Here is a 21,397-nt window from a genome sequence, read left to right as displayed (position 1 = left end):
CCTGACACGATCCCCCCATGACCCCGCGCCTCATCGTCTCGGTCTCGGGACTCCGCGACACCACCCTCGACCACGCCGTCGACCTGGTCGGCGACCTCGAACGTCGATCCGTGCCGGTCTCGCTGCTCGTCGCCCCGCGGCGGGGGCGCGAGTACCGACTCGCCGACGACGACGGCACCCAGGAGTGGCTGCGGCATCGCCGGCGGCGGGGCGACGCCATCGTGCTGGGCGGTTACGACGACGCGGCGACCAGGCCCCGCAGGCCCGAGTTCGCCTCGATCGGACCCGCCGAGGCCGCCGTGCGTCTCACCGCCGCCGACCGGCTCATGGCGGAGATGGGCCTGCGGACCCGGGTGTTCGCCCCGCCGCGCTGGAACGCCTCCCCGGGATGCCTCCGGGCACTCCCCGGAGCGGGCTTCCACATCTGCGCCGCGCTGACCGGGATCCACGACCTCCCGCGCGGCACCACCGAGCGGGGTCGGGCGCTCTCGATCGGCGAGGGGTTCGTCGCCGACGCCTGGTGGTGCCGGGCCCTCGTCGCCGCGGCAGGGCGCACCGCCGAGGCCGGCGGGACGGTCCGGCTCAACGTCGCGGCCGGGCAACTCTCGCGCCGGGCACCCCGGTCGGCGCTGCTCGACGCGGTCGACGCGGTCGTCGGCGAGCACGGTGCGCGGCCCGCCCGCTACGAGTGGTCACCGGTCGCGCTTGTGGGTGCCGCGTGAGCTTTCGGTCCGGCGACCAGCGGCGGGTAGGATCGACCAGTGAGTCCCGGCCGGTCCGGGATCATTCCGCGTAGCCGTCCGATCGAGGAGTTCCCACCGTGGCCCGAGTCGTCGTCGAAGTCATGCCCAAGGCCGAGATCCTCGATCCGCAGGGTCAGGCCATCCACCGAGCCCTCGGCCGTCTGGGCCACGGCGGCGTCACCGACGTACGGCAGGGCAAGCGGTTCGAACTCGAGATCGCCGACGGTGTGACGGAGGCCGAGCTCGAGGAGATCGCTTCGTCCCTCCTGGCCAACACCGTGATCGAGGACTGGAAGGTCGTCCGCGTGGACACCGCGGAGGCGGCCTCGTGACCGCACGGATCGGCGTCATCACCTTCCCCGGCACGCTCGACGACATCGACGCCTCCCGTGCCGTCACCCGGGCCGGGGCCGAGGCGGTTTCGCTGTGGCACGCCGACGCCGACCTCAAGGGCGTCGACGCCGTGGTGGTCCCCGGCGGCTTCTCCTACGGCGACTACCTGCGGTGCGGTGCCATCGCTTCGATGGCCCCCGTCATGGGTGAGGTCATCTCGGCCGCGAAGGGCGGCATGCCCGTGCTGGGGATCTGCAACGGTTTCCAGATCCTGTGCGAGGCCGGGCTGCTGCCCGGCGCCATGGGTCGCAATCGCGACATGCACTTCATCTGCCGCGACGAGTGGCTGCGGGTGGAGAACAACGGCACGGCCTGGACCTCACGGTTCGAGCAGGATGCCGAGATCCTCATCCCGCTCAAGTCCGGCGAGGGCCGCTACATGGCCACGCCCGAGACCATCGAGAAGCTCGAGGCCGAGGGGCGCGTGGTCTTCCGCTTCGCCGGTGACGCCCCCAACGGTTCCACCAACAACATCGCCGGCATCAGCTCCGCCGACGGTCGCGTGGTGGGTCTCATGCCGCACCCCGAGCACGCGATCGACCCGCTGACCGGCCCGTCCGACGACGGGCTGGGCCTGTTCCTGTCCGCGCTGGACTCGATCGTCAGGGTCTGATCAGCACGCTGCGCTCAGAGCGAAGGGCCCGCCGGGATTGCTCCCGGCGGGCCCTTCGGTGTTGCAGGGGTGGATCAGCCGAGCGGGCTGCCGAGGGTGCTGCCCAGGTCGCCACCGATGCCGGCGACGAGGCCGAGGATCGTCAGGGGCAGCTCAAGGACGAAGCCGAGGATGGTGTCCACGGCGGAGGAGCCGACGCCGTCGAAGCTGCCGAAGGTCTCGATGCTGAAGGGAACGGTGGCGTCGGCGATCGAACCGGTGAGGTCCATGGGGTCTCCTTAAGAGGTACGCCCCGGAATGACCGGGGCGAGATGCGGCGCCCCGGGTGGTCGCGCGCGCGAGATGATTTTGCCCTTATCTGGTGGACAATGGTTCAACTTTCTTCACATTAGTGACAGAGGTCACTCGCGCCACTCGTGGCCGGCTGCGCCCCGTGCGTCGCCCGCCGACCGCGGTCGATGCGGTAGAACCGTGGGATGAGCGAAACCAGTAACCAGCCCGTCTCCGCCTCCGACAAGGCCGACCGGCCGTTCGACATCGTCCTCTACGGTGCGACCGGGTTCACCGGGGGACTGGTGGCCGAGTACCTGCTGCGGCACATGCCCGAGGGTGGTTCCTGGGCGGTGGCGGGTCGGAACCGGACCAAGCTGGACGCGATCGTCGCCCGACTGGCCACCGAGATGCCGGACGTCCCCGCGCCCGGGGTCGTCGTCGCGGACACCGACGACGCGCGATCGTTGGCGGAGATGGCGCGGTCCGCTCGCGTCATCATCACCACGGTCGGCCCGTACCTCGAGTACGGCGAGCCCCTGGTGGCCGCCTGCGCCGAGGCCGGAACCGACTACGTGGACCTGACCGGGGAGCCCGAGTTCGTGGACCGCATGTACCTCGAGTATCACGACGCGGCCGTGGCCTCCGGCGCACGGATCGTCCACGCCTGCGGCTTCGACTCGATCCCCCACGACCTGGGCGTGTTCTACACCATGAAGCAGGTGCCCGAGGGTGTGCCGGCGGTGGTGTACGGGGCCGTCCACGCGGACGCCCAGTTCTCCGGCGGAACCTTCCACTCGGCCATCGGCCAGTTCGCGCGCCTGCGGGACGCGGCGAAGACCGCCAAGCTGCGGCGCCAGAAGGAGGGCAGGGTCGCCGACCGGCGGATCAAGTCGGTCCAGGGCAAGCCGCACCGGGACAGCGTGCTGGGCCGCTGGCTCGTGCCGCTGCCGACCATCGACCCGCAGATCGTCCTGCGGTCGGCCGCAGCCCTCGAGAGCTACGGGCCGGACTTCACCTACTCGCACTACGCCTCGGTCGGCTCGCCCGTCACCGCCACGGCCGGCATGGTCGGTGTCGGCGCGCTCGCGCTCGGCTCGCAGGTCGGCCCCATCCGGTCGCAGATCCTCAAGCGGATCGACCGCGGGGCCGGGCCGAGCGAGTCCCGCCGGGCCCGGTCATCGTTCGACGTCACGTTCGTCGCGCTCGCCGGCGGACGTCGGATCGTCACCCGGGTCTCGGGGGGCGACCCGGGGTACACCGAGACGTCGATGATGCTCGCCGAGTCGGGTCTGAGCCTGGCGTTCGACGACCTGCCCGCGCTCTCGGGTCAGCTCACCACGGCCCAGGCCATGGGTGACGCTCTGCTGGACCGGGTCCAGCGCGGCGGCCTGACGTTCGAGGTCCTGTCGACGTAGGTCGGACCCCGGGCGACCCCGCACGAGGTGGGGCCGAAGGCGTCGATTCGCCACCCGGACGGGGCCGACTAGACTCGGCCCCGTGACCTCTCACGTGGACTCCATCTCGCACGCCTCCGACACCCCCGAGCTCGCCCAGCCGTGGGCGGAACTCGGACTCAAGGAGGACGAGTACGCCCGCATCCGGGAGATCCTGGGGCGCCGCCCCACGGACGCCGAGCTGGCCATGTACTCCGTCATGTGGTCGGAGCACTGCTCCTACAAGTCGTCCAAGGTGCACCTGAAGTACTTCGGGGAGACCACCACCGACGAGATGCGCTCGTCCATGCTCGCCGGCATCGGTGAGAACGCCGGCGTCGTGGACATCGGCGGCGGCTGGGCCGTGACGTTCAAGGTGGAGTCCCACAACCACCCCTCGTACATCGAGCCCTATCAGGGCGCCGCGACCGGTGTCGGCGGGATCATCCGCGACATCATGGCGATGGGTGCGCGGCCGGTGGCCGTCATGGACCAGCTGCGCTTCGGCCCCGCCGACGCCGACGACACGCACCGCGTGCTCCCCGGCGTCGTGGCGGGCGTCGGCGGCTACGGCAACTGCCTGGGCCTGCCCAACATCGGTGGCGAGACCGTGTTCGACGAGTCCTACGCCGCCAACCCTCTGGTCAACGCCCTCGGCGCGGGCGTCATGCGCGTCGAGGACCTGCACCTGGCGTTCGCGTCCGGCACGGGCAACCGGATCATCCTGTTCGGTGCCCGCACCGGCCTCGACGGGATCGGTGGCGTGTCGGTGCTCGCCTCCGAGACCTTCGACGTGGATGAACACGGCGCGCCGGTCAAGCCCCGCAAGCTCCCGGCCGTCCAGGTGGGAGACCCGTTCATGGAGAAGGTCCTCATCGAGTGCTGCCTCGACCTGTACCGCGAGGAACTGGTCGTGGGCATCCAGGACCTCGGCGGAGCCGGCCTGGCGTGCGCCACCTCCGAACTGGCTGCGGCCGGCGACGGCGGCATGCACATCGTGCTCGACAACGTCCCGCTGCGTGCGGAGGGCATGACCGCCGCGGAGATCCTCTCCAGTGAGTCGCAGGAGCGCATGTGCGCCGTGGTGACGCCGGAGAACGTCGAGGCCTTCATGGAGGTGTGCCGCCGCTGGGACGTGCTGGCCGCCGACATCGGCGAGGTCACCGACGGCGACCGGCTCACCATCGAGTTCCGCGGCGAGACCGTCGTGGACGCCCCGCCGGAGTCGCTGGCCGACGAGGGACCGGTCTACGAGCGCCCCGTCGAGCGCCCCGCCGACCAGGACGCCCTGCAGGCAGACACCACCGCGAACCTGGCCCGCCCGGCCACCGGTGACGAGCTGCGTCAGACCCTTCTGGACATGATCTCCAGCCCGGCGCTGTGCTCGCGCAAATTCATCACCGAGCAGTACGACCGGTACGTCCGCGGAAACACGATCCTCGCGGAGGCCGCCGACGGCGGCGTCCTGCGCATCGACGAGGAGTCCGGTCGCGGCATCGCGCTGTCCACCGACGCCTCCGGTCGCTACACCAAGCTCGACCCGTACACCGGTGCCCGGCTGGCCCTGGCGGAGGCGTACCGCAATGTCGCCGTCACCGGCGCCACCCCGGTCGCGGTGACCAACTGCCTGAACTTCGGCTCCCCCGAGGACCCGGGCGTGATGTGGCAGTTCCGCGAGGCCGTCCACGGCCTGGCCGACGGGTGTGCCGAGCTCGGCATCCCCGTCACCGGCGGCAACGTCTCGTTCTACAACCAGACCGGCTCCACGCCGATCCTGCCGACGCCCGTCGTGGGCGTGCTCGGCGTGCTCGACGACGTCGCCCGCCGCACGCCCACCGCGTTCGGTGACACCCCCGGTGAGAGCATCTACCTCCTCGGCGAGACCCGGGACGAGCTCGACGGGTCCATCTGGGCCCAGGTCGCCCACGACCACCTCGGCGGACTGCCGCCCACGGTGGATCTGAAGTGGGAGGCCACCCTGGCCCGCATCATGGCGACCAGCTCGAAGGACGGCCTCATCACCGGCGCCCACGATCTGTCCGAGGGCGGCCTCGCGCAGGCTCTCGTGGAGTCGGCGCTGGCGGGCGAGTGCGGCATCCGCGTCGTGCTGCCCGAGGGCGCCGACCCGTTCGTCTGGCTGTTCTCCGAGTCCGCCGGCCGCGTGATCGTCTCCGTGCCGCGCGGCGAGGAGATCCGCTTCCAGCAGATGCTCACCGCGCAGAACATCCCGCACGCGCGGGTCGGCGTGACCGACCCCGACTCGGGCACGTTCGAGGTGCAGGGCCAGTTCACCCTCACCACCGACGAGTTGCGCGCCGCCCACGAGGGGACGCTGCCGGCGCTGTTCGGCGTCGACCCCGTCTGAGTCGTCGGGGAGGACGGCCGGACCGGGGACAGGCGGGCGGATGCGCGACCTGCGCGGGCGTGAGCGGGTCCTCGCGGTGGTGCTCGCCGCCACCGCGGGGTTCGTCGACGCCGTCGGCTTCCTCGTGGTGGGCGGCTACTTCGTGTCCTTCATGAGCGGGAACTCCACCCGCATGGTCGTCGATCTCTCGGGCGGTGACCTCGCAGGTGCCGCCATCGCCGCCGTCGTGCTGGTCTCCTTCTTCCTGGGGGCGGTCGGGGGCGCGGTGGTGACCCGACGTCGCAACCTCGACGACCGACCGGCGGTCCTGTCCCTCGTGGCGTTCCTGCTCCTGCTCTCGCTCGTCCTGCACTGGGCCACCACGGCCACGGTGCTCGGGACGCCGGTGTCCGTCGCGGCGGCGGCGGCATCGATGGGGGCCATGAACTCCGTCTTCCACTCCCGTGGCGAGGTCTCGCTCGGCGTGACGTACATGACGGGCGCCGTGGTGAAGTCGGCCCACCGCCTGGTCGACGCGCTGGCCGGGGGGTCGTGGGCCCCGTACCGCCATCAGGTGGCCCTGTGGTCCGCGCTCGTGCTCGGCGGTGTCGCCGGCGCGGTGCTGCACCTGGCCATGGGCGCCACCGCGCTGGCGCTGGCGGCGGCCGTCGTGATCGGCGCGGCGGTCGTGACCGTCCTGCTGCGCGCCCGGGACTACCGCACCCCCTGACGGCCCGTCAGGGCCCCGGGCCTACGGCAGCCCTCGTCGTCGTGCCCCCAGGTAGGCCTCCCGCGCCGCGAGGCCACGGACCACCTCGTCGAGCATAGGACGTACGAACCGTTCCTTGTGCGCGGTGTCGGAGGCCGCCGCGGCGGCCAGGTTGAGCGCGGAGAACGTCGCCAGCATCAGCGACACGCGCACGAGGGTGACGCTGACCGGGAGACCGAACAGCAGCCCGCCGGGCTCGTCGGGAGGGCGCAGCGTCCACCGTGTCTCGGTGATCTCGGGGACGGCGATCCACCCGAGGGTCACGAAGAACAGGAACACGAGCGTGGCGAACAGCGCCGCCTGGATCAGGGTCGCCAGCACGGGCACCAGCACCAGGTTCACCCGCTCGCCCGGACGCAGCGGATGTTCCGGCGCGCGCCCACCCAGGTCCTGGAGGATGTCGTCGCGGGTGGAGATGCCCACCAGTAGCACGGTGAGCGCTACCATGACGCCCAGCACGGCGAACGTCCGCGGCCAGGACAGTTCCACCATGACCTGCCAGATCTCCACGCTGAAGAACAGGAACAGCACCGCCAGCATGAGGATCGGCAGCACCCTCGCCACCATCGGCCCCATGGTGGCCAGTTCCCGCCGCACGCGCCGCGCCGACCAGCGCACCAGCGAGCCCAGCCCCGTGTAGGTGCCCACCAGGACGCCCACCGCGAGCAGGACGGTGGTGCGGTACGAGGGGCCGTCGTGGGGGTCGAACACGACGTGGGGGACGACGACGAGGGCGATCAGTGCCCCGAGACCGACCGCCGAGCCGACCACCGGGCGCGCGCGACGGGCCGCCGTCGACACCAGCCATCCCACGAGTGGGGCGGCGACCCAGAGCGCGACCGCCAGCAGGAGGAGTTCGGCGATCGGCTCCGGGGCGTCGAGCAGATCCGGCTCCGCCCCCGGCCCGGCCCGCTCGAGCAGCGCGATCATGTAGTCGTTCGACCGGTCCACGGCGGCGATCCCGGTGGCGGCCACCGCGAGCCCGGCGCCGAGGCCGGCGGAGCGGGGGAGCACCTCGCGGCGCCGGGTGGCCGGGGCGATCACGAGCGGCAACCCCAGGGCGCGCAGGTGGTCCTCGTGGACGGTCAGGCTGCTCGCGGGGGTGGGGTCGGGCGTGGGCACGCACATATTCTCGCAGTGATCGGGCTCCGCACGGGACGGACCGGCGGCTATCGTCGATCCATGTCCACCAGCGAGCGCACGACGCCCGTCGCGGGCGGCGGCGCCGACCCGGCGGCTCCGGCCGTGACGGGAGTCCCCGTCGAGCCCGGCCGCCCGACCGAACCGCCCGTCTACGTCAGCCCGCCGACCAAGGTCCGCGACGACACGGTGCGGCCACCCCTGCCGGGACTCGCGGTGGACACCGTGTTCTTCGCTGTCGCCACCCTGTCGGCGGGCTGGCTGGGCTGGCGGTTGCTGGGCGACGTCTGGCACCACACCTGGTGGCATCTGTTCCTGCTGATCCCGTTCTGGGCGCTGGTCGCCTACCTGGTGCTGCCCCGCCTGCAGACACTCGTCACGTCGGTGTACGTGCCCGGGTACTTCATCGCCCGCACCCGCACCTCCGACGGTCTGCTGGGGGATCCGGTCAACCTCGCCGTCGACGGCACGGCCCGCCAGATCCACGAGGCGATGACCGCCTGCGGCTGGGTGCTGGCCGACGACATCACGGTCCGCTCCTCGTGGGGGATCGTCATGTCCTCGGTCCTGCGTCGGTCCTACCCGTCGGCGCCGGTCAGTCCGTTGCGGCTCTTCGGTCGCCGGCAGTGCCTGGCGTATCAGCAGGAGGTCGAGGGCAACGCCGCGCAGCGCCACCACGTGCGCTTCTGGCGGTGCCCGGACGGGTGGCTGCTGCCCGGCGGGCACCGCGTGCAGTGGCTCGGCGCCGGCACCTACGACCGTGCGGTGGGCCTGTCGCTGTTCACCCTCCAGGTGACCCACAAGATCGACGCGGACATCGACGTCGAGCGCGACTACATCGTCGACTCGATCCGGTACCACGTCCCCGGTGTGGGGGTCCGGGTGCTGGAGAACTTCTCGACCGGCTACCACTCCCGCAACGGCGGCGGTGACGCGATCCGCACCGACGGGGACCTGCCCGTGCTGGACCTGCGCACCGTGCCGGTGCCCGAGGCGTCGGCGGCCGACCTGCCGCCGGGCGTGGTGCGCGCGGCCCGCGGGTTCGACGACCCGGTCGCCGAGGGCGGCGTCGCCTCGGGGGATCCGGACCGTCCGGCCGACGACGTCGCGCCCGACCCCGGCCACCTGCCGCGGCCGGCGGCGCTCACCGCGGGGTGCGCCCTCGTCGCCGTCAGCGTCCTCGTGTTGACCGTGCTGGCGTTGCGCGACCTGCTGGGCGGGACGGACCTGGAGGAGTTCGCGGGGCTCGAGCAGTCCGAGGTGGTGCCCGCGGTCGTGGTGCTCGCGTTGTTCATCGGCGCGACCTACGGCGCGATGGGGGTTCTGGCACTGCTCACCTACCTGGGGTATGCCAGGCCGCGCGTGTGGTTGCTGACACTGACCGTGGTGAGCACCGTCTCCACCGAGTACGGGCGCGTGTCCACAGATGCCGAGCAGGACACGTTCCTCGGCGGGTACCCCGTCCTGGCGGTCAACGTCCTCATCATGCTGTTGCTCACGAGCCTGGCCGCGCGGACGTGGAGTCGGCGCACCGCCCAGGACCGTCGCGACCGCCGTCGGGGCGTGCGCACGGGCGCGCGGGGACTGCCGGCTGCCGAGGGCCCGGTCACCGTGGCGGCGGGGGATCCGACGTGAGCCGCGTCCCCGACGCCGCGGCGGTGCGCGCGGCCGTCGAGGCGGTGACACCGTGGCTCGACGACGACGACGAGGCGACCGCCAGACCTGGTCGGTCCGCGTTGGCGGCGGCGGTCCGCGGCACCGTGGAGATCCTCGCGGCGGAGCTGCCGGGACGGTCGGTCGAGGTCCGGGTGCCGCCGTTCGCCGCGGCGCAGTGCGTGGAGGGGCCCCGGCACACCCGCGGCAGCCCCCCGAACGTCGTCGAGACGGACCCCCGCACCTGGCTGGAGTTGGCGACGGGCCGGCTCGACTGGGACTCGGCGATCTCCGAGGGCCGGGTGCGCGCCTCGGGGACCCGGGCGGCGGCGGTCGCCGCGGGGCTGCCGGTCGTCCGGCCGGGGTGAGGGGCCCGACCGGGTGCGGGGCTCAGCCGGGGGGTGGGGCCCGGCCGGGTGCCTCGTGACGGGGCGGGCGCGGACGCCCGGCGGAGGGGGGCTGCGCGCCGGACTTTGGGGCCGCGGGGGTCGGTGACCGTAGACTTGCAGGCGCACCGCCGGGGTCCGTCCGGGCGGACCGCCCCGAAAGTCGCGAGGGAGCACCAGCAGGTGGAGAGTACGTCGTCACGACCGGCACCGTCCGGGTCACTCCGCCGTCCCGGTGGCAGCTCCGCCGTCGGGCTCGGGCTGCCCGATCCGTCAGCCCCCGGCCCCGCAGGCCTGCCCGTCGACGCCGAGCGCATCGGCCCGGTCGAGGAATGCGGCGTCTTCGGCGTGTGGGCCCCCGGCGAGGACGTCGCCAAGCTCACCTACTACGGCCTGTACGCACTCCAGCACCGTGGCCAGGAGGCCGCCGGGATCGCCGTGGCGGACGGTGAGCAGGTCCTGGTCTACAAGGATCTCGGCCTGGTCAGTCAGGTCTTCGACGAGCAGACCCTCGAGTCGATGCACGGTCACGTGGCGATCGGCCACTGCCGCTACTCCACCACCGGCGCGGCGAGCTGGGACAACGCCCAGCCGATGTTCAGGCCGATCATCGACGGCGGTTCCGTCGTCCTCGGCCACAACGGCAACCTCGTCAACACGCAGGAACTCAAACGGCACGCGACGGACCTGGGGATCGGCGGGTACTCGGAGGAGAGCACCCACTCGGACTCCGACATCGTCTCGACCCTGCTGGCCCACGAGGCGCGCGACGGGGGACTCGAGGAGGCCGCGGCCCGTCTGCTGCCCCGGCTGCGCGGTGCCTACTGTCTCACCTTCTCCGACGAGAACACGCTCTACGCGGCCCGAGACCCGCACGGTGTCCGCCCGCTGGCGCTCGGCCGCCTCGAGCGCGGCTGGGTCGTCTCGTCGGAGACGTCGGCCCTGGACATCGTCGGCGCCTCGTTCGTCCGCGACATCGAGCCCGGCGAACTCATCGCGATCGACGCCGACGGCGTACGGTCCCGCAAGCTCTCGCCCCCGACCCCCAAGACGTGCGTGTTCGAGTACGTCTACCTCGCCCGTCCCGACTCGGTGATCAACCAGCGCCTGGTCAACTCCGCGAGGGTGGAGATCGGGCGCCGCCTGGCCCGCGAGCATCCCGCCGAGGGCGATCTGGTGATCCCGGTACCCGAGTCCGGCACCCCGGCCGCCGTCGGTTACGCGCAGGAGTCCGGGATCCCGTTCGCGCAGGGGCTGACGAAGAACGCCTACGTGGGCCGTACGTTCATCCAACCCAGCCAGACCATCAGGCAACTGGGGATCCGGCTCAAGCTCAACCCGCTGCGTGAGGTGATCCGCGGGCAGCGGCTCGTGGTGGTGGACGACTCGATCGTTCGGGGCAACACCCAGCGCGCCCTGGTCCGCATGTTGTACGAGGCCGGAGCCCGTGAGGTGCACGTCCGGATCGCCTCGCCGCCGGTGCGCTGGCCGTGCTTCTACGGGATCGACTTCGCCAGTCCCGCCGAGCTCATCGCCAACGGCGTCGATGCCTCGGACGGGATGCTCGAGGGGGTGCGCCGCGCCATCGGTGCGGACAGCCTCGGTTACGTCTCCGTCGAGGGGATGATCGAGGCCAGCGGCCAACGCGGCGACGAACTGTGCGCAGCGTGCTTCGACGGGCACTATCCCATCGAGCTTCCCGACGACTCGCCCATGAGCGCGGCCGTGCGCGCGCTGGCAGCCGAGGTCGACGGCCTCGAGGCCGATCGCTTCCCGGTCCGCAGTGACATCGCGGACCCCGTCCGCCGACCCTGAACGGGCGCCCGACCAGGGGCGCCGACGAGGAGAGACCACATGACCGACAACTCACACCCCCCGACCGGCGCCTCGTATGCCGCCGCGGGCGTCGACATCGACGCCGGCGAGCGCGCGGTGGAGCTGTTCGCCCCCCACGCCAAGCGGGCGACCCGGCCGGAGGTGATGGGAGGCCTCGGTGGATTCGCCGGCCTGTTCTCGCTGAAGAACACCTACCGGCAACCGCTCCTCGCGTCGTCCACGGACGGCGTCGGGACCAAGATCGCCGTCGCGCAGGCGATGGACGTCCACAACACGGTCGGTATCGATCTCGTCGCCATGGTCGTCGACGACCTCGTGGTGTGCGGTGCCGAGCCGCTGTTCCTGCAGGACTACATCGCCATCGGCAAGGTCGTCCCCGAGCACGTCGCGGACATCGTCGAGGGGATCGCGGAGGGCTGCGTCCGGGCCGGGTGCGCGCTGCTGGGCGGGGAGACGGCCGAGCACCCCGGTCTCATGGCCCCGGGGGAGTACGACATCTCCGCCACCGGTGTGGGGATCGTCGAGGCCGACGAGATCCTCCAGGCCGAGAAGGTCCGCCCCGGCGACGTGATCATCGGCATGGCCTCCTCGGGGCTGCACTCCAACGGGTACTCGTTGGCCCGGCACGTCCTCCTCGAGCTCGCCCGACTTCCGCTCGAGGGGCACGTCGAGGAGTTCGGACGGACCCTGGGTGAGGAGCTGCTCGAGCCGACGCGTATCTATGCGCTCGACTGCCTGAGCCTCATCGCGGAGACCGACGTCCGGGTCTTCAGCCACGTCACCGGCGGCGGGCTCGCCGAGAACCTCGCCCGGGTGATGCCCCGCGGCCTGGTCGCGCGCCTCGACCGGGGGCGCTGGCCCGTTCCCGCCGTCTTCGGCACCATCGCCCACCACGGCCGCGTCGAACAGGCCGAGATGGAGCGCACGTTCAACATGGGGGTCGGGATGGTCGCCGTCCTGCCCGAGGAGGACGTGGACCGGGCCCAGGCCGTCCTCACCGCACGCCACGTCGAGAACTGGGTGATCGGGCGCGTGGAGAAGGCCGGCGAGGACGCCGACGCCCCCCGCGTGACACTCGAGGGTTCACACGCCCGGTTCTGACCGCTCGCAGACGACAGCGACCCGGCCGGGGCAGTTCCGGCCGGGTCGCTGTGTCGTGGTGCGGTGTCCCGGCCAGTGTGACACGCGTGAGCCGGGCATCCTCGGGGATGCCCGGCCCACGTGGGTCTACCGGGAACGGGGGATGATCAGTACCTGGTGTCGCCGTCGGACCATGACCCGTAGGGGTCATCGTCCTCATCGGTGCTGAGCCGCGTCGGCGACCCTCCACCCGACAACTCCTGCTGGAGACGTTCTAGGTCCGTCTGCGGAGTGTTGTACTTGAGTTCGCGAGCGACCTTGGTCTGCTTCGCCTTCGCGCGGCCTCGGCCCATTGACCTGACCCCCTCGGAAACGGTGCTGGGCCACCTCGGGGGTGCCCATTGCAAGTGTGAGTATCTGCCTGTCCACAGGATAGCGTGCCCGGCGCGGAATGTCCGCCCGGGTGTCGAGGGAGTCGTCTCCGGCAGTGACCCGCGGGGGTGATCCGACCCCCGCGGGGGTGTCAGGCCTGGCCGCGGAGTCGGCGGATGGCCTCTCGTCCGGCCTGGGTCCCGGTGTCCTCCGGGGCGCTGTCCGGGTCGACGGCGGCGACGACCCCGTCGATCTCGAGGGCGGCGTCGGCGGCCACGGACCGCTTGAGCAGGGCGAGGGCCACCGGTCCGTCCTCGTGGTGCTGGACCACGGTCCCGACGCGTCCGACGGGGCGGCCGGCGGCGCGGACCTCGGCGCCCGGCACGGGCAGTTCGTCGCTGGCGGATCCATCCAGCTGGAGTCGGACCAGGACCCGGGGCGACCGTCCGAGGTTGTGGACCCTGGAGACGGTCTCCTGGCCGCGGTAGCACCCCTTGTCCAGGTGCACGGCGCCGCGCTGCGCCACATCGCCGATCCAGGTGGGGAGCTCGTGGGGGATGGTCTTCTCGTCGGTGTCCACCCCGAGGCGGCCGCGTGGCGGGGTCGTCCCCGCCGCCCGTAGGGCCTCGAACGCCCACGAACCCGCCGGACGCGCTCCCGCGGCGACCGCCGCGTCGAACCACGCGCTCAGTTCGGAGCGCGGGACCAGCAGGTCGATCGATCCGGTCAGGGGCCAGGGCATCCGCCGGGCCACACCGCCGCCCGGCAGCGGGATGCCGGCGTAGTCCCCGACCGGCAGGGTCACCTCGGTGCCGTCCGGGGCCTCGAGGGTGGCGGGGAGGGCGGCGCCGGTGAGGGTGAGGACGGCGAGGTCCGCGGTCTCCGGTGTCGCGTCGGCCCAGAACACCATCTTGGTGAGGAACTGCAGCAGGTCCGCTCCCCGGCCGGGTTCGGTGTCCACGACGAGCGTGCCGGCGACGTCGGCGAGGACCGCGTGGTGTTCCACCCGCCCGTTCGCGTCCAGCACCAGCGTCTCGGCGCCGCCACCGTCCGGGATCTCGGACACGTGCTGGGAGACGAAGCCCTCCAGCCAGGTCAGCCGCTCGCCGCCACCGATGGTCAGGACGTCCCGGTGGGAGCGGTCGACGACCACCGGCGCGGAGTCGGCCGCGCGCTGCTCCCCGAACGGGTCGCCGTAGTGGTACGGCACCCCGACGTCGGGGGAGGTGTCGGCCTGGTTCACTGCTCCGGGGCGGTTCAGGATCGGGCTGCGGTAGCCGCTGTCGGTCCGCTCGGGCACAACTGGGTCGGTCACGATCGCGAGTCTACGTACCCCGCCGTAGTGTTGGGCGGCATGGGCACAGCAGCGGAAACGGGTACCGACCGGACTGACGACGCACGGGTGGTCGTCCTCGTCGCGGGCGGTCCGGAGGGGCCGCGTCCCCGGGTCCACCCGTCCGATCAGCCACTGTTGTTGGCCGACGACCTGGCCGCCGTCCGTGGCGACGGTTGCTTCGAGACACTCCTCGTCGTCGGTGGCCGCCCCGCCAAGCCGGAACGTCACCTGGCGCGACTCGCCAGATCAGCGGCCTCGCTGGGGCTGACCGGGCCGTCCCCGGAGCAGTGGCTGGCGGGCATCGACCTGGCCGCGCGCCGGTGGGGGCCGGACTCGGAGGCGATGCTGCGGTTGGTGCTGTCCCGCGGGCCCGAGCGCGGCGGGCGGGAGACGGCCTACATCACCGTCGCGCCCGTGAGCGGGGTGGCCCTGCGGGCACGGGCCGACGGAATCGCGGTGACGGCCCTCGGTCGGGGGTATGCGTCGGACGTCGCCGCGTCCGCCCCGTGGCTGCTGCTCGGATCCAAGACGCTGTCGTATGCGGCCAACATGGCGGCGCTGCGGCACGCCGCCGCGGCCGGGTTCGACGACGTGATCTACCTGTCCTCCGACGGCGAGGTGCTGGAGGGCCCCCGTTCCACCGTGGTGATCGCCCGCGGCGGTGAGCTGGTGAGCCCTCCGGCGGAGGTGGGGATCCTCGAGGGCACCACCCTGGCGGCCATGGCGGAGATCGCCGGGGCCGAGGGTGTGCGCGTGCGGCGGGAGCGGCTGCTGCTGACCGACCTGTTGGCCGCGGACGCGGTGTGGCTGTTGTCCTCGGTGACCCTGTGTGCGCGGGTCCGCAGGGTCGACGATGTGACGCTGTCGACCGGGGACCCCGGGATCGATGTCGTCGGCATGGTCGACCGCGCGGTCGGCCGCGGGTGACGGGCCCCGCCACCCGGGCGGGGAACCGCTAGCCGGCTATCCGACGCAGTCGCGCGGACATGTGGGGCACCAGGCCCCGCTCCGGGTGGACGCGCTCCTCGACCCAGCCCAGGTCGCCACCCTCGACGATCCCGTAGATGCGCTTGGCGCCGCCACGCTTGGGTCCGGTGGGGGACGCGAGGACCACGTCGGTGGTCATCTCCCAGGCCGACTGGCTGATCGGTGCGCCGTAGTACATCTCGATCACGCCGGACGCGTGGGCCACGAGGAACTCGAGCTGGTCATCCGCGGAGATCCGCCAGAATCCCGTCTCCCGGTAGGCCGCATCGTCCACGGCGCCACCGGCGTCGAAGGTCCAGGCGCGGGAGGTCCAGGTCAGATAGTTCTCGCCGTCGTGGGCGACGATGAGTTGTTGGCCGAACCGGTGCTGGCCGCGGTCCTCGGTGTCGGCCTCGCCCTCACCCTCCCAGACGCCCACGAGGGGCAGCAGGGCCAGCAGGCCCGGGTGCAGGTCGGGGCCGAACCGCAGGTTGGCGGTGTCCTCGGGGACCGGGAGCTCGGAGAACGGGGCGATGTTGCGGCGGGCGGTCTGCTCCGATTGCTCCGCCGCCGCGTCGACGGCCGCGTTTCCGGACCCGCGCACGACCGAACCGCCGCCTCCCCCGGGAGGGGTGGGCGGCGTGGGGTCACCGGTGTTCGGCTGGTCGCGTTCCGTCACGACTCGTCGGTGACCGTGCGGTACACGATGTAGCAGGTGGCCCACAGGATGGCCAGCGTGCAGAGGACCAGGAGGATCTCGAAGAAGAGCACCATGGCCCAATCCTAACCCCGAGCCTCTCAGCCGAGTGAGACGCGGGCCTCGATCGAGTGGATGAGGCAGTCCTCGGGGGGCACGACGAAGTCCTCGCTGACCCGCGCGGTGGCGCCCACGACGGTCGCCAGGGTGAAGTCCGCGTGCACGACGCCCTCGCGCCCCGGGGGGTCGACGGTGATGACGATGTCGCGGACCTCGCGGATCACCGAGTACTGCAGGTGCAGGTGGAGGTCCCACCGGAGCTGGTCCGCCCCGAACCCGGTCTTCAGGCCGTTCTCGCGACGGACACAGTCCTTCGCGAACGGCACACGGAACGCCGCGGCCGGGACCGTGAGCGCGGTGAGGTACATCCGAACGGCTGCCTCCCGCTCCTCGGGGGAGTAGGGGCCGGGGTGATCGGGCACGGCCGGGGTCGCCCCACGGCGTTGATCGATTCCCACGAGGACGGTGGAAGCGACCGCGGCGCCGACGGCGACGACGGAGGCTCGCCCGGCCATACCGAGCGCACGCGACAGGAGAGACATGGGATCGAGATTAGCCAGTCCCGCCGGCCGCCGGGGTGAACACGCGGCTCACCGCTCGACGGGGACCCCGATGAGGGAGCCGTACTCCACCCAGCTGCCGTCGTAGTTGACGACGTTCGGTTGATCGAGGAGCTCGTGGAGGACGAACCAGGTGTGGCTGGACCGCTCGCCGATCCGGCAGTACGTGACGACGCGCTGCCCGGGGGTGCCGAGAAGATCGGCGTAGATCTCGCGGAGCTCGGCGTCGGGCCGGAACGTACCGTCGCGGGTGACGGCTCGGTTCCACGGAATGCTCACCGCGCCGGGGATGTGCCCGCGCTGTCGGCCGCCCTCCTGGGGCAGGCCGGCCGGTGCGGCGAGCCGGCCGGTGAACTCGTCGACCGATCGCACGTCGACGAGCGCGTCACTGCCGAGGCCCGAGAGCACGTCCTCGCGGAACGCCCGGATCGACAGGTCCTGGGGCTCGGCGACGTACTCGGTCGCCGGGCGCTGCGGCAGCTCGGTCTCCAGTGGCAGGCCGTCCCGTTCCCAGCGCATACGGCCACCGTCGAGGAGGCGGACGTCGGGGTGCCCGTACAGCCGGAGGTACCAGTAGGCGTAGGCGGCGAACCAGTTGTGGTTACCGCCGTAGACCACCACGGTGTGCTCGCGGGTGATGCCCCGAACGGACAGGAGTTCGCCGAACCGCTCACGGTCGACGAGATCGCGCGTGTACTCCTGCTGGAGTTCGGTTCGCCAGTTCAGCGCGACGGCACCGGGGATGTGCCCGTCGGAGTGGTAGGCCGTCACGTCCTCGTCGACCTCGAGGAAGACCACCGAGTCGTCGGCCAGGCGCGAGGAGGCCCAGCGGGTGCTGACCAGTACGTCGTCGCGACTCATGGGCCCGAGTCTAGAGGTCCGTCCGTGCGAGGCCGTCGAGCGGCGCGGTGCCGGGCCCGCCGTCACCGGCGGCGGTGATGGTGCCGCCCGTGATGCTGAGGGTCTCGACCGCCACGCCCAGCGGGAGGACGTCCGGTTCCAACGTCAGTGCCGTGCGGCGCAGGGCCAGCTCGCCGTCGCCGTCGGGGAACCCCGCCGGCCCGGTCGCGGGTGCCACGGGGACGAGCCGTGCGCCGAGGTCGTCGACGACGAGGTCGACGAACGCCGAGACGCGGACGTCGGATCCCTCGAGTGTCCCGGTGACCCGGGCCCGGGTCTCGGTACCCCCGGCGAGGCTCGGGTCGTCGGCCGCGCCGACCAGCACGTCCCGCATCCCCAGGGCCGGGCCGAGCGAGGCCCCGGTGATCTGTACCGAGACCGTCACCGCCCCGGCGGTCAGCGGACCGGTCGGGTCCTCCGGCACGGAGACGTCGGTGGCCACGGCCTCCACCGCGACCGGCCCGAGCCCGGGCCGGTCGACCCCTTCGACCCGGATCGTCGCCGAGACGAGGGTGTCCGGGCCGGACCACCGCGACCCCGGCGCGCCGCCGATCGTCACCGAGGGGGGCCCGGCACCAGTGTTCCCCGGGTCGATCCGACCGGACAGGTCGGCCTCGATCCGTGAGGCGGACACCGTCTCCACGGTGAAGGCGCTGCCGGCCACGACGGCCACGGCGACAGCCGCGATGACGACGGGGCGGGGGAGTCTCATGGCATTCAGGTGTACTCCAATCCCCGTTTCGGGGGTGCGGGTCGCTAGTATCGTCTCGGCCCCCGGACGGAGAGGAAGCGACATGGACGTAGTGCTCCTCGCCGCTGAAGCAGACCCGGAGGCGGTCATCCCCGCGCTGCCTCTCCTCCCGCACTCGGTGCGTGTACTCCCGCCGCTGGCGTCCTCGCTGGGGGATCTCTCCGGTGCGGCACTCGCCCTGGTCGACGCGCGGAGTGATCTCGCGGCGTCGCGGGCACTGTGCAGACTGCTGTCCGGTGGCGGGGACCTCGCCGTCATCGCCGTCGTCTCCGAGGGGGGACTGATCGCCGTCAGCGGGGACTGGGGCCTCGACGACATCCTCCTGCCGACCACCGGGCCGGCGGAGGTGGACGCCCGGTTCCGCCTCGCCGCCGCGCGGCACTCGTCCCAGGGCGAGGCGGACGGTGGCCTCCTCACGGTCGGCGAGCTGGTCATCGACGAGGAGACCTACGTCGCCCGCGTCAAGGGGCGCCCCCTGGATCTGACCTACAAGGAGTTCGAGCTCCTCAAGCACCTGTGCCAGCATCCCGGCCGGGTCTTCTCCCGCGCGCAGCTGCTCCAGGAGGTGTGGGGTTACGACTTCTTCGGTGGAACCCGGACCGTCGACGTCCACGTCCGGCGACTGCGCGCCAAGCTCGGTCCCGATCACGAGTCGCTGATCGGCACCGTCCGTAACGTCGGGTACAAAGCGGTCCGGCCGTCGGATCGCAGGGAGGACGGAGGCGACGCATGACAGTCACCGAACGCGCACCGGACGCCGGTGCCGCCGACCGCATCGAGGCGATGGCACGGCAGGCGGGATCGGTCGACGGGGTCGCACCCCTCGGTGAGCAACCCCTCCGGGCCCTCCGCGGGCCGGCCGGCGGGGCGCGTCACTTCCTCGCGACCGACCCCGATGAGCCCGGTGCCGCCGCGGGCGGGGGTTCCGTTGACCCCGCGATCGTCGGCTACGCCCAGCTCGTCGGCGCCGGGGACGAGGCCTCGGCGGAACTGGTCGTGGACCCCTCGCACCGGCGCCGGGGGCACGGGAGCGCCCTCGTCCGCGCGGTCCTCGAAGCCGAGCCCGGCGCCGCGATGTGGGCGCACGGTGACATGCCGTCCGCGCGGGCCCTGGCAGAGGGCCTCGGGCTGGCGCGGACACGCGAACTGCTGAAGATGCGCCGGCGCGCCGCCGGCGGGCCCGCGCTTCCGGATCCGCACCCGCCCGGGGGGATCGAGACCGGAACCCTCGCCGAGGCCGCGTCGGAGGGCGGGTCGCGGTGGCCGGGGATGGACACCCGGGAGGAGTTCCTCCGCGTGAACAACGCCGCGTTCTCGTGGCATCCGGAACAGGGGGGCTGGACGCGAGAGCAGCTCGACGACCGGCTCGGCGTCGACTGGGTGGATCCCGGCGCGGTCTTCCTCGCCGTGGATGCCGCGGGCGAGACGCCGCGGCTGGCCGGGTTCCACTGGACGAAGACCGTCGCCGAGCCCGGGAAGCCGGTCGAGGGCGAGGTCTACGTGGTCGCCGTGGACCCGTCTGACCAGGGCAGGGGCCTGGGCGGTCTGCTCACCGCCGTCGGGGTCGAGCACCTCGAGGGCCGGGCCGGGGCGGAATCGGTCGTCCTCTACGTGGAGGGCGACAACCTCCCGGCCATCCGCACCTACGAGAGGCTCGGTTTCGCCGTCGAGCACCGAGACGTGACGTACGCCTCACGCTGAATTCCGCGGCGGTCCGGAGACGAGATCTCAGGATCACCCCAGGTGGGGTACCGCGGGGGGGAGGGACGGCTGTCCGGGTGAACAGCCCATGACCAGGGAGTTCATCTCGGGTTCACCTACGTCCTCGGCGTTGTTCACGTCCGCACCCTAGGTTCTCTCCACGTCGGATCGGCGTGTCCCGGTCCGGCCCTGCGACCCAGTCGCCGACAACGTGACCCGGTGGAGGTCTCCACCGGATGAACCAAGGAGATTTTGTGGACCTCAAGCGCACCGGTGCCCTGCTCGGGCTGGCCGCCCTGACGACGGCCGGACTGGCCGCCTGCTCCGACGACAACGCGGGGACCAACGACACCGCCCAGAACGTCGCGGGCGTCGAGTGCGAGGGGAAGCCCAACCTCAATGCCTCGGGATCCTCGGCGCAGAACAACGCCATGACGATCTTCGCCAACTCCTACGCCACGAGTTGTGAGGGACAGACCATCGACTACAACTCCAACGGCTCCGGCGCCGGCGTGAAGGAGTTCATCGGTGGACAGACCGACTTCGGCGGTTCCGACTCGGCGCTGAAGGAGGACGAGTACCCCCAGGCCGAGCAGCGCTGTGAGAGCCCCGCGTGGAACCTTCCGGCGGTCTTCGGTCCGATCGCGGTGGCCTACAACCTCGACGGGGTCGAGCTCAGCCTGTCGGGCTCCACCATCGCCCAGATCTTCAACGGCGAGATCACCACGTGGAACGACCCGGCCATCGCCGCGGAGAACGAGGGAGTGGAGCTCCCCGAGCAGGACATCACCGTGATCTTCCGCTCCGACGAGTCGGGTACGACCGACAACTTCCAGAAGTACCTCGTGGCCGCGTCCGACGGCGCGTGGACCCAGGAGGCCGGCAAGACGTTCAACGGCGGCGTCGGCGAGGGCGCCAAGGGCAACGAGGGCGTCTCGGCCGCGATCGGCCAGACCCCGGGGACCATCACCTACACCGAGTGGTCCTACGCCAAGAACCAGGGCCTGTCGATGGCCAAGGTCATCACGCCGGCGGACGCCGAGGGCGTGGAGCTCAACGCCGAGACCGCGGGCACGACCATCGACTCCGCCAAGCTGCAGAACGAGGGGACCAACGACCTGGTGATCGACACCTCGTCCTTCTACGTCCCGGAGGCCGCGGGGGCCTACCCGATCCTCATGCCGACCTACGAGATCGTCTGCTCCGAGTACCCCGACGCCGAGACCGCTGCTGCGGTCAAGGCCTTCCTGAACGTCGCCGTCTCCGAGTCCGTGCAGGGTGAGCTCGAGGGCGAGGGTTACATTCCGGTTCCCGACGCCTTCCGTGGCAAGCTGACTGACGCGATCGACGCGATCAAGTGATAGCCCGGTCGCTGTCCCCGTCCGCGGACG

At 71.9% G+C, this 21,397-nt stretch carries 22 protein-coding genes; 14 read left to right on the top strand and 8 right to left on the bottom strand.

Translation table 11 applies throughout. The features are described from left to right. The first annotated feature begins 17 nt into the window (after positions 1-17). The 3 genes from Q2K20_RS12740 (at position 18) to purQ (ending at position 1,749) form a co-directional block, all read left to right on the top strand. On the top strand, positions 18-722 hold the full coding sequence (locus tag Q2K20_RS12740) for a DUF2334 domain-containing protein (protein ID WP_163377134.1): 705 nt from the start codon (positions 18-20) through the stop codon (positions 720-722). A 98-nt stretch (positions 723-820) separates the two neighbouring features. Further along, entirely contained in the window at positions 821-1,075 is a 255-nt protein-coding gene (purS, locus tag Q2K20_RS12735; RefSeq protein ID WP_069388988.1) for a phosphoribosylformylglycinamidine synthase subunit PurS, read from the top strand. Then, positions 1,072-1,749 carry a phosphoribosylformylglycinamidine synthase subunit PurQ gene (purQ, locus tag Q2K20_RS12730; RefSeq protein WP_069388989.1) on the top strand — a complete coding sequence of 226 codons (678 nt, stop codon included), beginning with the start codon at positions 1,072-1,074 and terminating at the stop codon, positions 1,747-1,749. Before purS ends, purQ begins: the two co-directional genes overlap by 4 nt. Positions 1,750-1,823: 74 nt before the next feature. Here purQ and Q2K20_RS12725 read toward each other — a convergent pair whose 3' ends face one another. After that, the gene (locus tag Q2K20_RS12725) at positions 1,824-2,018 is read right to left on the bottom strand and encodes a hypothetical protein (protein ID WP_069388990.1); all 195 of its coding nucleotides are present in this window, start codon (positions 2,016-2,018) and stop codon (positions 1,824-1,826) included. Between the two features lie 207 nt (positions 2,019-2,225). Here Q2K20_RS12725 and Q2K20_RS12720 point away from each other — a divergent pair, with 207 nt between their 5' ends. The 3 genes from Q2K20_RS12720 (at position 2,226) to Q2K20_RS12710 (ending at position 6,529) form a co-directional block, all read left to right on the top strand. Continuing rightward, positions 2,226-3,437, top strand: a complete 1,212-nt coding sequence (locus Q2K20_RS12720) for a saccharopine dehydrogenase family protein (protein WP_159148462.1) — start codon at positions 2,226-2,228, stop codon at positions 3,435-3,437. An 82-nt stretch (positions 3,438-3,519) separates the two neighbouring features. Further along, a complete protein-coding gene (gene purL, locus Q2K20_RS12715; protein ID WP_317176834.1) occupies positions 3,520-5,820 on the top strand; it encodes a phosphoribosylformylglycinamidine synthase subunit PurL in 2,301 nt (766 codons plus the stop codon). A 40-nt stretch (positions 5,821-5,860) separates the two neighbouring features. After that, positions 5,861-6,529 (top strand): YoaK family protein, encoded by a 669-nt coding sequence (locus tag Q2K20_RS12710; protein ID WP_317176833.1) that lies wholly within the window; start codon positions 5,861-5,863, stop codon positions 6,527-6,529. 21 nt (positions 6,530-6,550) lie between these two features. Here the strand turns inward: Q2K20_RS12710 and Q2K20_RS12705 are convergent, their stop codons facing one another. After that, positions 6,551-7,696, bottom strand: coding sequence for a hypothetical protein (locus tag Q2K20_RS12705; protein WP_317176832.1), 1,146 nt, complete (start codon positions 7,694-7,696; stop codon positions 6,551-6,553). 54 nt (positions 7,697-7,750) lie between these two features. Here Q2K20_RS12705 and Q2K20_RS12700 point away from each other — a divergent pair, with 54 nt between their 5' ends. The 4 genes from Q2K20_RS12700 (at position 7,751) to purM (ending at position 12,684) form a co-directional block, all read left to right on the top strand. Next, a complete protein-coding gene (locus tag Q2K20_RS12700; RefSeq protein WP_317176831.1) occupies positions 7,751-9,343 on the top strand; it encodes an LssY C-terminal domain-containing protein in 1,593 nt (530 codons plus the stop codon). Further along, entirely contained in the window at positions 9,340-9,729 is a 390-nt protein-coding gene (locus tag Q2K20_RS12695) for a sterol carrier family protein (RefSeq protein ID WP_163377131.1), read from the top strand. Before Q2K20_RS12700 ends, Q2K20_RS12695 begins: the two co-directional genes overlap by 4 nt. Before the next feature lie 201 nt (positions 9,730-9,930). Further along, positions 9,931-11,562, top strand: a complete 1,632-nt coding sequence (purF, locus tag Q2K20_RS12690; RefSeq protein ID WP_069388590.1) for an amidophosphoribosyltransferase — start codon at positions 9,931-9,933, stop codon at positions 11,560-11,562. Between the two features lie 39 nt (positions 11,563-11,601). Then, positions 11,602-12,684, top strand: a complete 1,083-nt coding sequence (gene purM / locus Q2K20_RS12685; RefSeq protein ID WP_067712004.1) for a phosphoribosylformylglycinamidine cyclo-ligase — start codon at positions 11,602-11,604, stop codon at positions 12,682-12,684. A gap of 146 nt (positions 12,685-12,830) precedes the next feature. On the opposite strand, the gene Q2K20_RS12680 is transcribed toward purM, so the two are convergent. Next, positions 12,831-13,016, bottom strand: a complete 186-nt coding sequence (locus tag Q2K20_RS12680) for a DUF3073 domain-containing protein (protein ID WP_067712007.1) — start codon at positions 13,014-13,016, stop codon at positions 12,831-12,833. A gap of 170 nt (positions 13,017-13,186) precedes the next feature. Further along, on the bottom strand, positions 13,187-14,350 hold the full coding sequence (locus Q2K20_RS12675) for a folate-binding protein (RefSeq protein ID WP_317176830.1): 1,164 nt from the start codon (positions 14,348-14,350) through the stop codon (positions 13,187-13,189). A 39-nt stretch (positions 14,351-14,389) separates the two neighbouring features. On the opposite strand from Q2K20_RS12675, the gene Q2K20_RS12670 reads away from it, so the two are divergent. Beyond that, the gene (locus tag Q2K20_RS12670) at positions 14,390-15,298 is read left to right on the top strand and encodes an aminodeoxychorismate lyase (protein ID WP_069388594.1); all 909 of its coding nucleotides are present in this window, start codon (positions 14,390-14,392) and stop codon (positions 15,296-15,298) included. Between the two features lie 28 nt (positions 15,299-15,326). On the opposite strand, the gene Q2K20_RS12665 is transcribed toward Q2K20_RS12670, so the two are convergent. The 4 genes from Q2K20_RS12665 to Q2K20_RS12650 form a co-directional block, all read right to left on the bottom strand. Further along, entirely contained in the window at positions 15,327-16,016 is a 690-nt protein-coding gene (locus Q2K20_RS12665) for an FABP family protein (RefSeq protein ID WP_082923667.1), read from the bottom strand. Positions 16,017-16,135: 119 nt separating this feature from the next. Further along, positions 16,136-16,636, bottom strand: a complete 501-nt coding sequence (locus tag Q2K20_RS12660) for a hypothetical protein (protein ID WP_067712013.1) — start codon at positions 16,634-16,636, stop codon at positions 16,136-16,138. Positions 16,637-16,684: 48 nt separating this feature from the next. Continuing rightward, the gene (locus Q2K20_RS12655) at positions 16,685-17,515 is read right to left on the bottom strand and encodes a sulfurtransferase (protein ID WP_067712016.1); all 831 of its coding nucleotides are present in this window, start codon (positions 17,513-17,515) and stop codon (positions 16,685-16,687) included. 10 nt (positions 17,516-17,525) lie between these two features. Continuing rightward, positions 17,526-18,266 carry a DUF2993 domain-containing protein gene (locus tag Q2K20_RS12650; RefSeq protein WP_132063998.1) on the bottom strand — a complete coding sequence of 247 codons (741 nt, stop codon included), beginning with the start codon at positions 18,264-18,266 and terminating at the stop codon, positions 17,526-17,528. Positions 18,267-18,348: 82 nt separating this feature from the next. Between Q2K20_RS12650 and Q2K20_RS12645 the strand changes: the two genes are divergently transcribed. The 3 genes from Q2K20_RS12645 to pstS all read left to right on the top strand — a co-directional run bounded on the left by Q2K20_RS12645 (position 18,349) and on the right by pstS (position 21,367). After that, positions 18,349-19,038, top strand: a complete 690-nt coding sequence (locus Q2K20_RS12645; protein ID WP_067712021.1) for a winged helix-turn-helix domain-containing protein — start codon at positions 18,349-18,351, stop codon at positions 19,036-19,038. Further along, positions 19,035-20,006 carry a mycothiol synthase gene (mshD, locus tag Q2K20_RS12640; RefSeq protein ID WP_132063997.1) on the top strand — a complete coding sequence of 324 codons (972 nt, stop codon included), beginning with the start codon at positions 19,035-19,037 and terminating at the stop codon, positions 20,004-20,006. The genes Q2K20_RS12645 and mshD overlap by 4 nt, the downstream gene beginning before the upstream one ends. 254 nt (positions 20,007-20,260) lie before the next feature. Continuing rightward, positions 20,261-21,367, top strand: coding sequence for a phosphate ABC transporter substrate-binding protein PstS (gene pstS / locus Q2K20_RS12635; protein WP_096905966.1), 1,107 nt, complete (start codon positions 20,261-20,263; stop codon positions 21,365-21,367). Positions 21,368-21,397: the final 30 nt, after the last annotated feature.

It is taken from the genome of Dietzia sp. IN118 (assembly GCF_032905965.1).
GTDB lineage: Bacteria > Actinomycetota > Actinomycetes > Mycobacteriales > Mycobacteriaceae > Dietzia > Dietzia kunjamensis.
Note: the sequence above shows the minus strand (reverse complement) of the source record. Positions and strands in the feature narration are given on the sequence as shown.

Excerpts from the sequence above, each read along its gene's own strand:
- Q2K20_RS12645 (WP_067712021.1), top strand. The coding sequence starts at position 18,349 with ATGGACGTAGTGCTCCTCGCCGCTGAAGCAGACCCGGAGGCGGTCATC.
- mshD (WP_132063997.1), top strand. The coding sequence starts at position 19,035 with ATGACAGTCACCGAACGCGCACCGGACGCCGGTGCCGCCGACCGCATC.
- Q2K20_RS12720 (WP_159148462.1), top strand. The coding sequence starts at position 2,226 with ATGAGCGAAACCAGTAACCAGCCCGTCTCCGCCTCCGACAAGGCCGAC.
- Q2K20_RS12705 (WP_317176832.1), bottom strand. The coding sequence starts at position 7,696 with ATGTGCGTGCCCACGCCCGACCCCACCCCCGCGAGCAGCCTGACCGTC.
- Q2K20_RS12700 (WP_317176831.1), top strand. The coding sequence starts at position 7,751 with ATGTCCACCAGCGAGCGCACGACGCCCGTCGCGGGCGGCGGCGCCGAC.
- Q2K20_RS12680 (WP_067712007.1), bottom strand. The coding sequence starts at position 13,016 with ATGGGCCGAGGCCGCGCGAAGGCGAAGCAGACCAAGGTCGCTCGCGAA.
- purM (WP_067712004.1), top strand. The coding sequence starts at position 11,602 with ATGACCGACAACTCACACCCCCCGACCGGCGCCTCGTATGCCGCCGCG.
- Q2K20_RS12650 (WP_132063998.1), bottom strand. The coding sequence starts at position 18,266 with ATGAGACTCCCCCGCCCCGTCGTCATCGCGGCTGTCGCCGTGGCCGTC.
- Q2K20_RS12725 (WP_069388990.1), bottom strand. The coding sequence starts at position 2,018 with ATGGACCTCACCGGTTCGATCGCCGACGCCACCGTTCCCTTCAGCATC.
- Q2K20_RS12660 (WP_067712013.1), bottom strand. The coding sequence starts at position 16,636 with ATGTCTCTCCTGTCGCGTGCGCTCGGTATGGCCGGGCGAGCCTCCGTC.
- Q2K20_RS12740 (WP_163377134.1), top strand. The coding sequence starts at position 18 with ATGACCCCGCGCCTCATCGTCTCGGTCTCGGGACTCCGCGACACCACC.
- Q2K20_RS12670 (WP_069388594.1), top strand. The coding sequence starts at position 14,390 with ATGGGCACAGCAGCGGAAACGGGTACCGACCGGACTGACGACGCACGG.
- Q2K20_RS12710 (WP_317176833.1), top strand. The coding sequence starts at position 5,861 with ATGCGCGACCTGCGCGGGCGTGAGCGGGTCCTCGCGGTGGTGCTCGCC.
- Q2K20_RS12655 (WP_067712016.1), bottom strand. The coding sequence starts at position 17,515 with ATGAGTCGCGACGACGTACTGGTCAGCACCCGCTGGGCCTCCTCGCGC.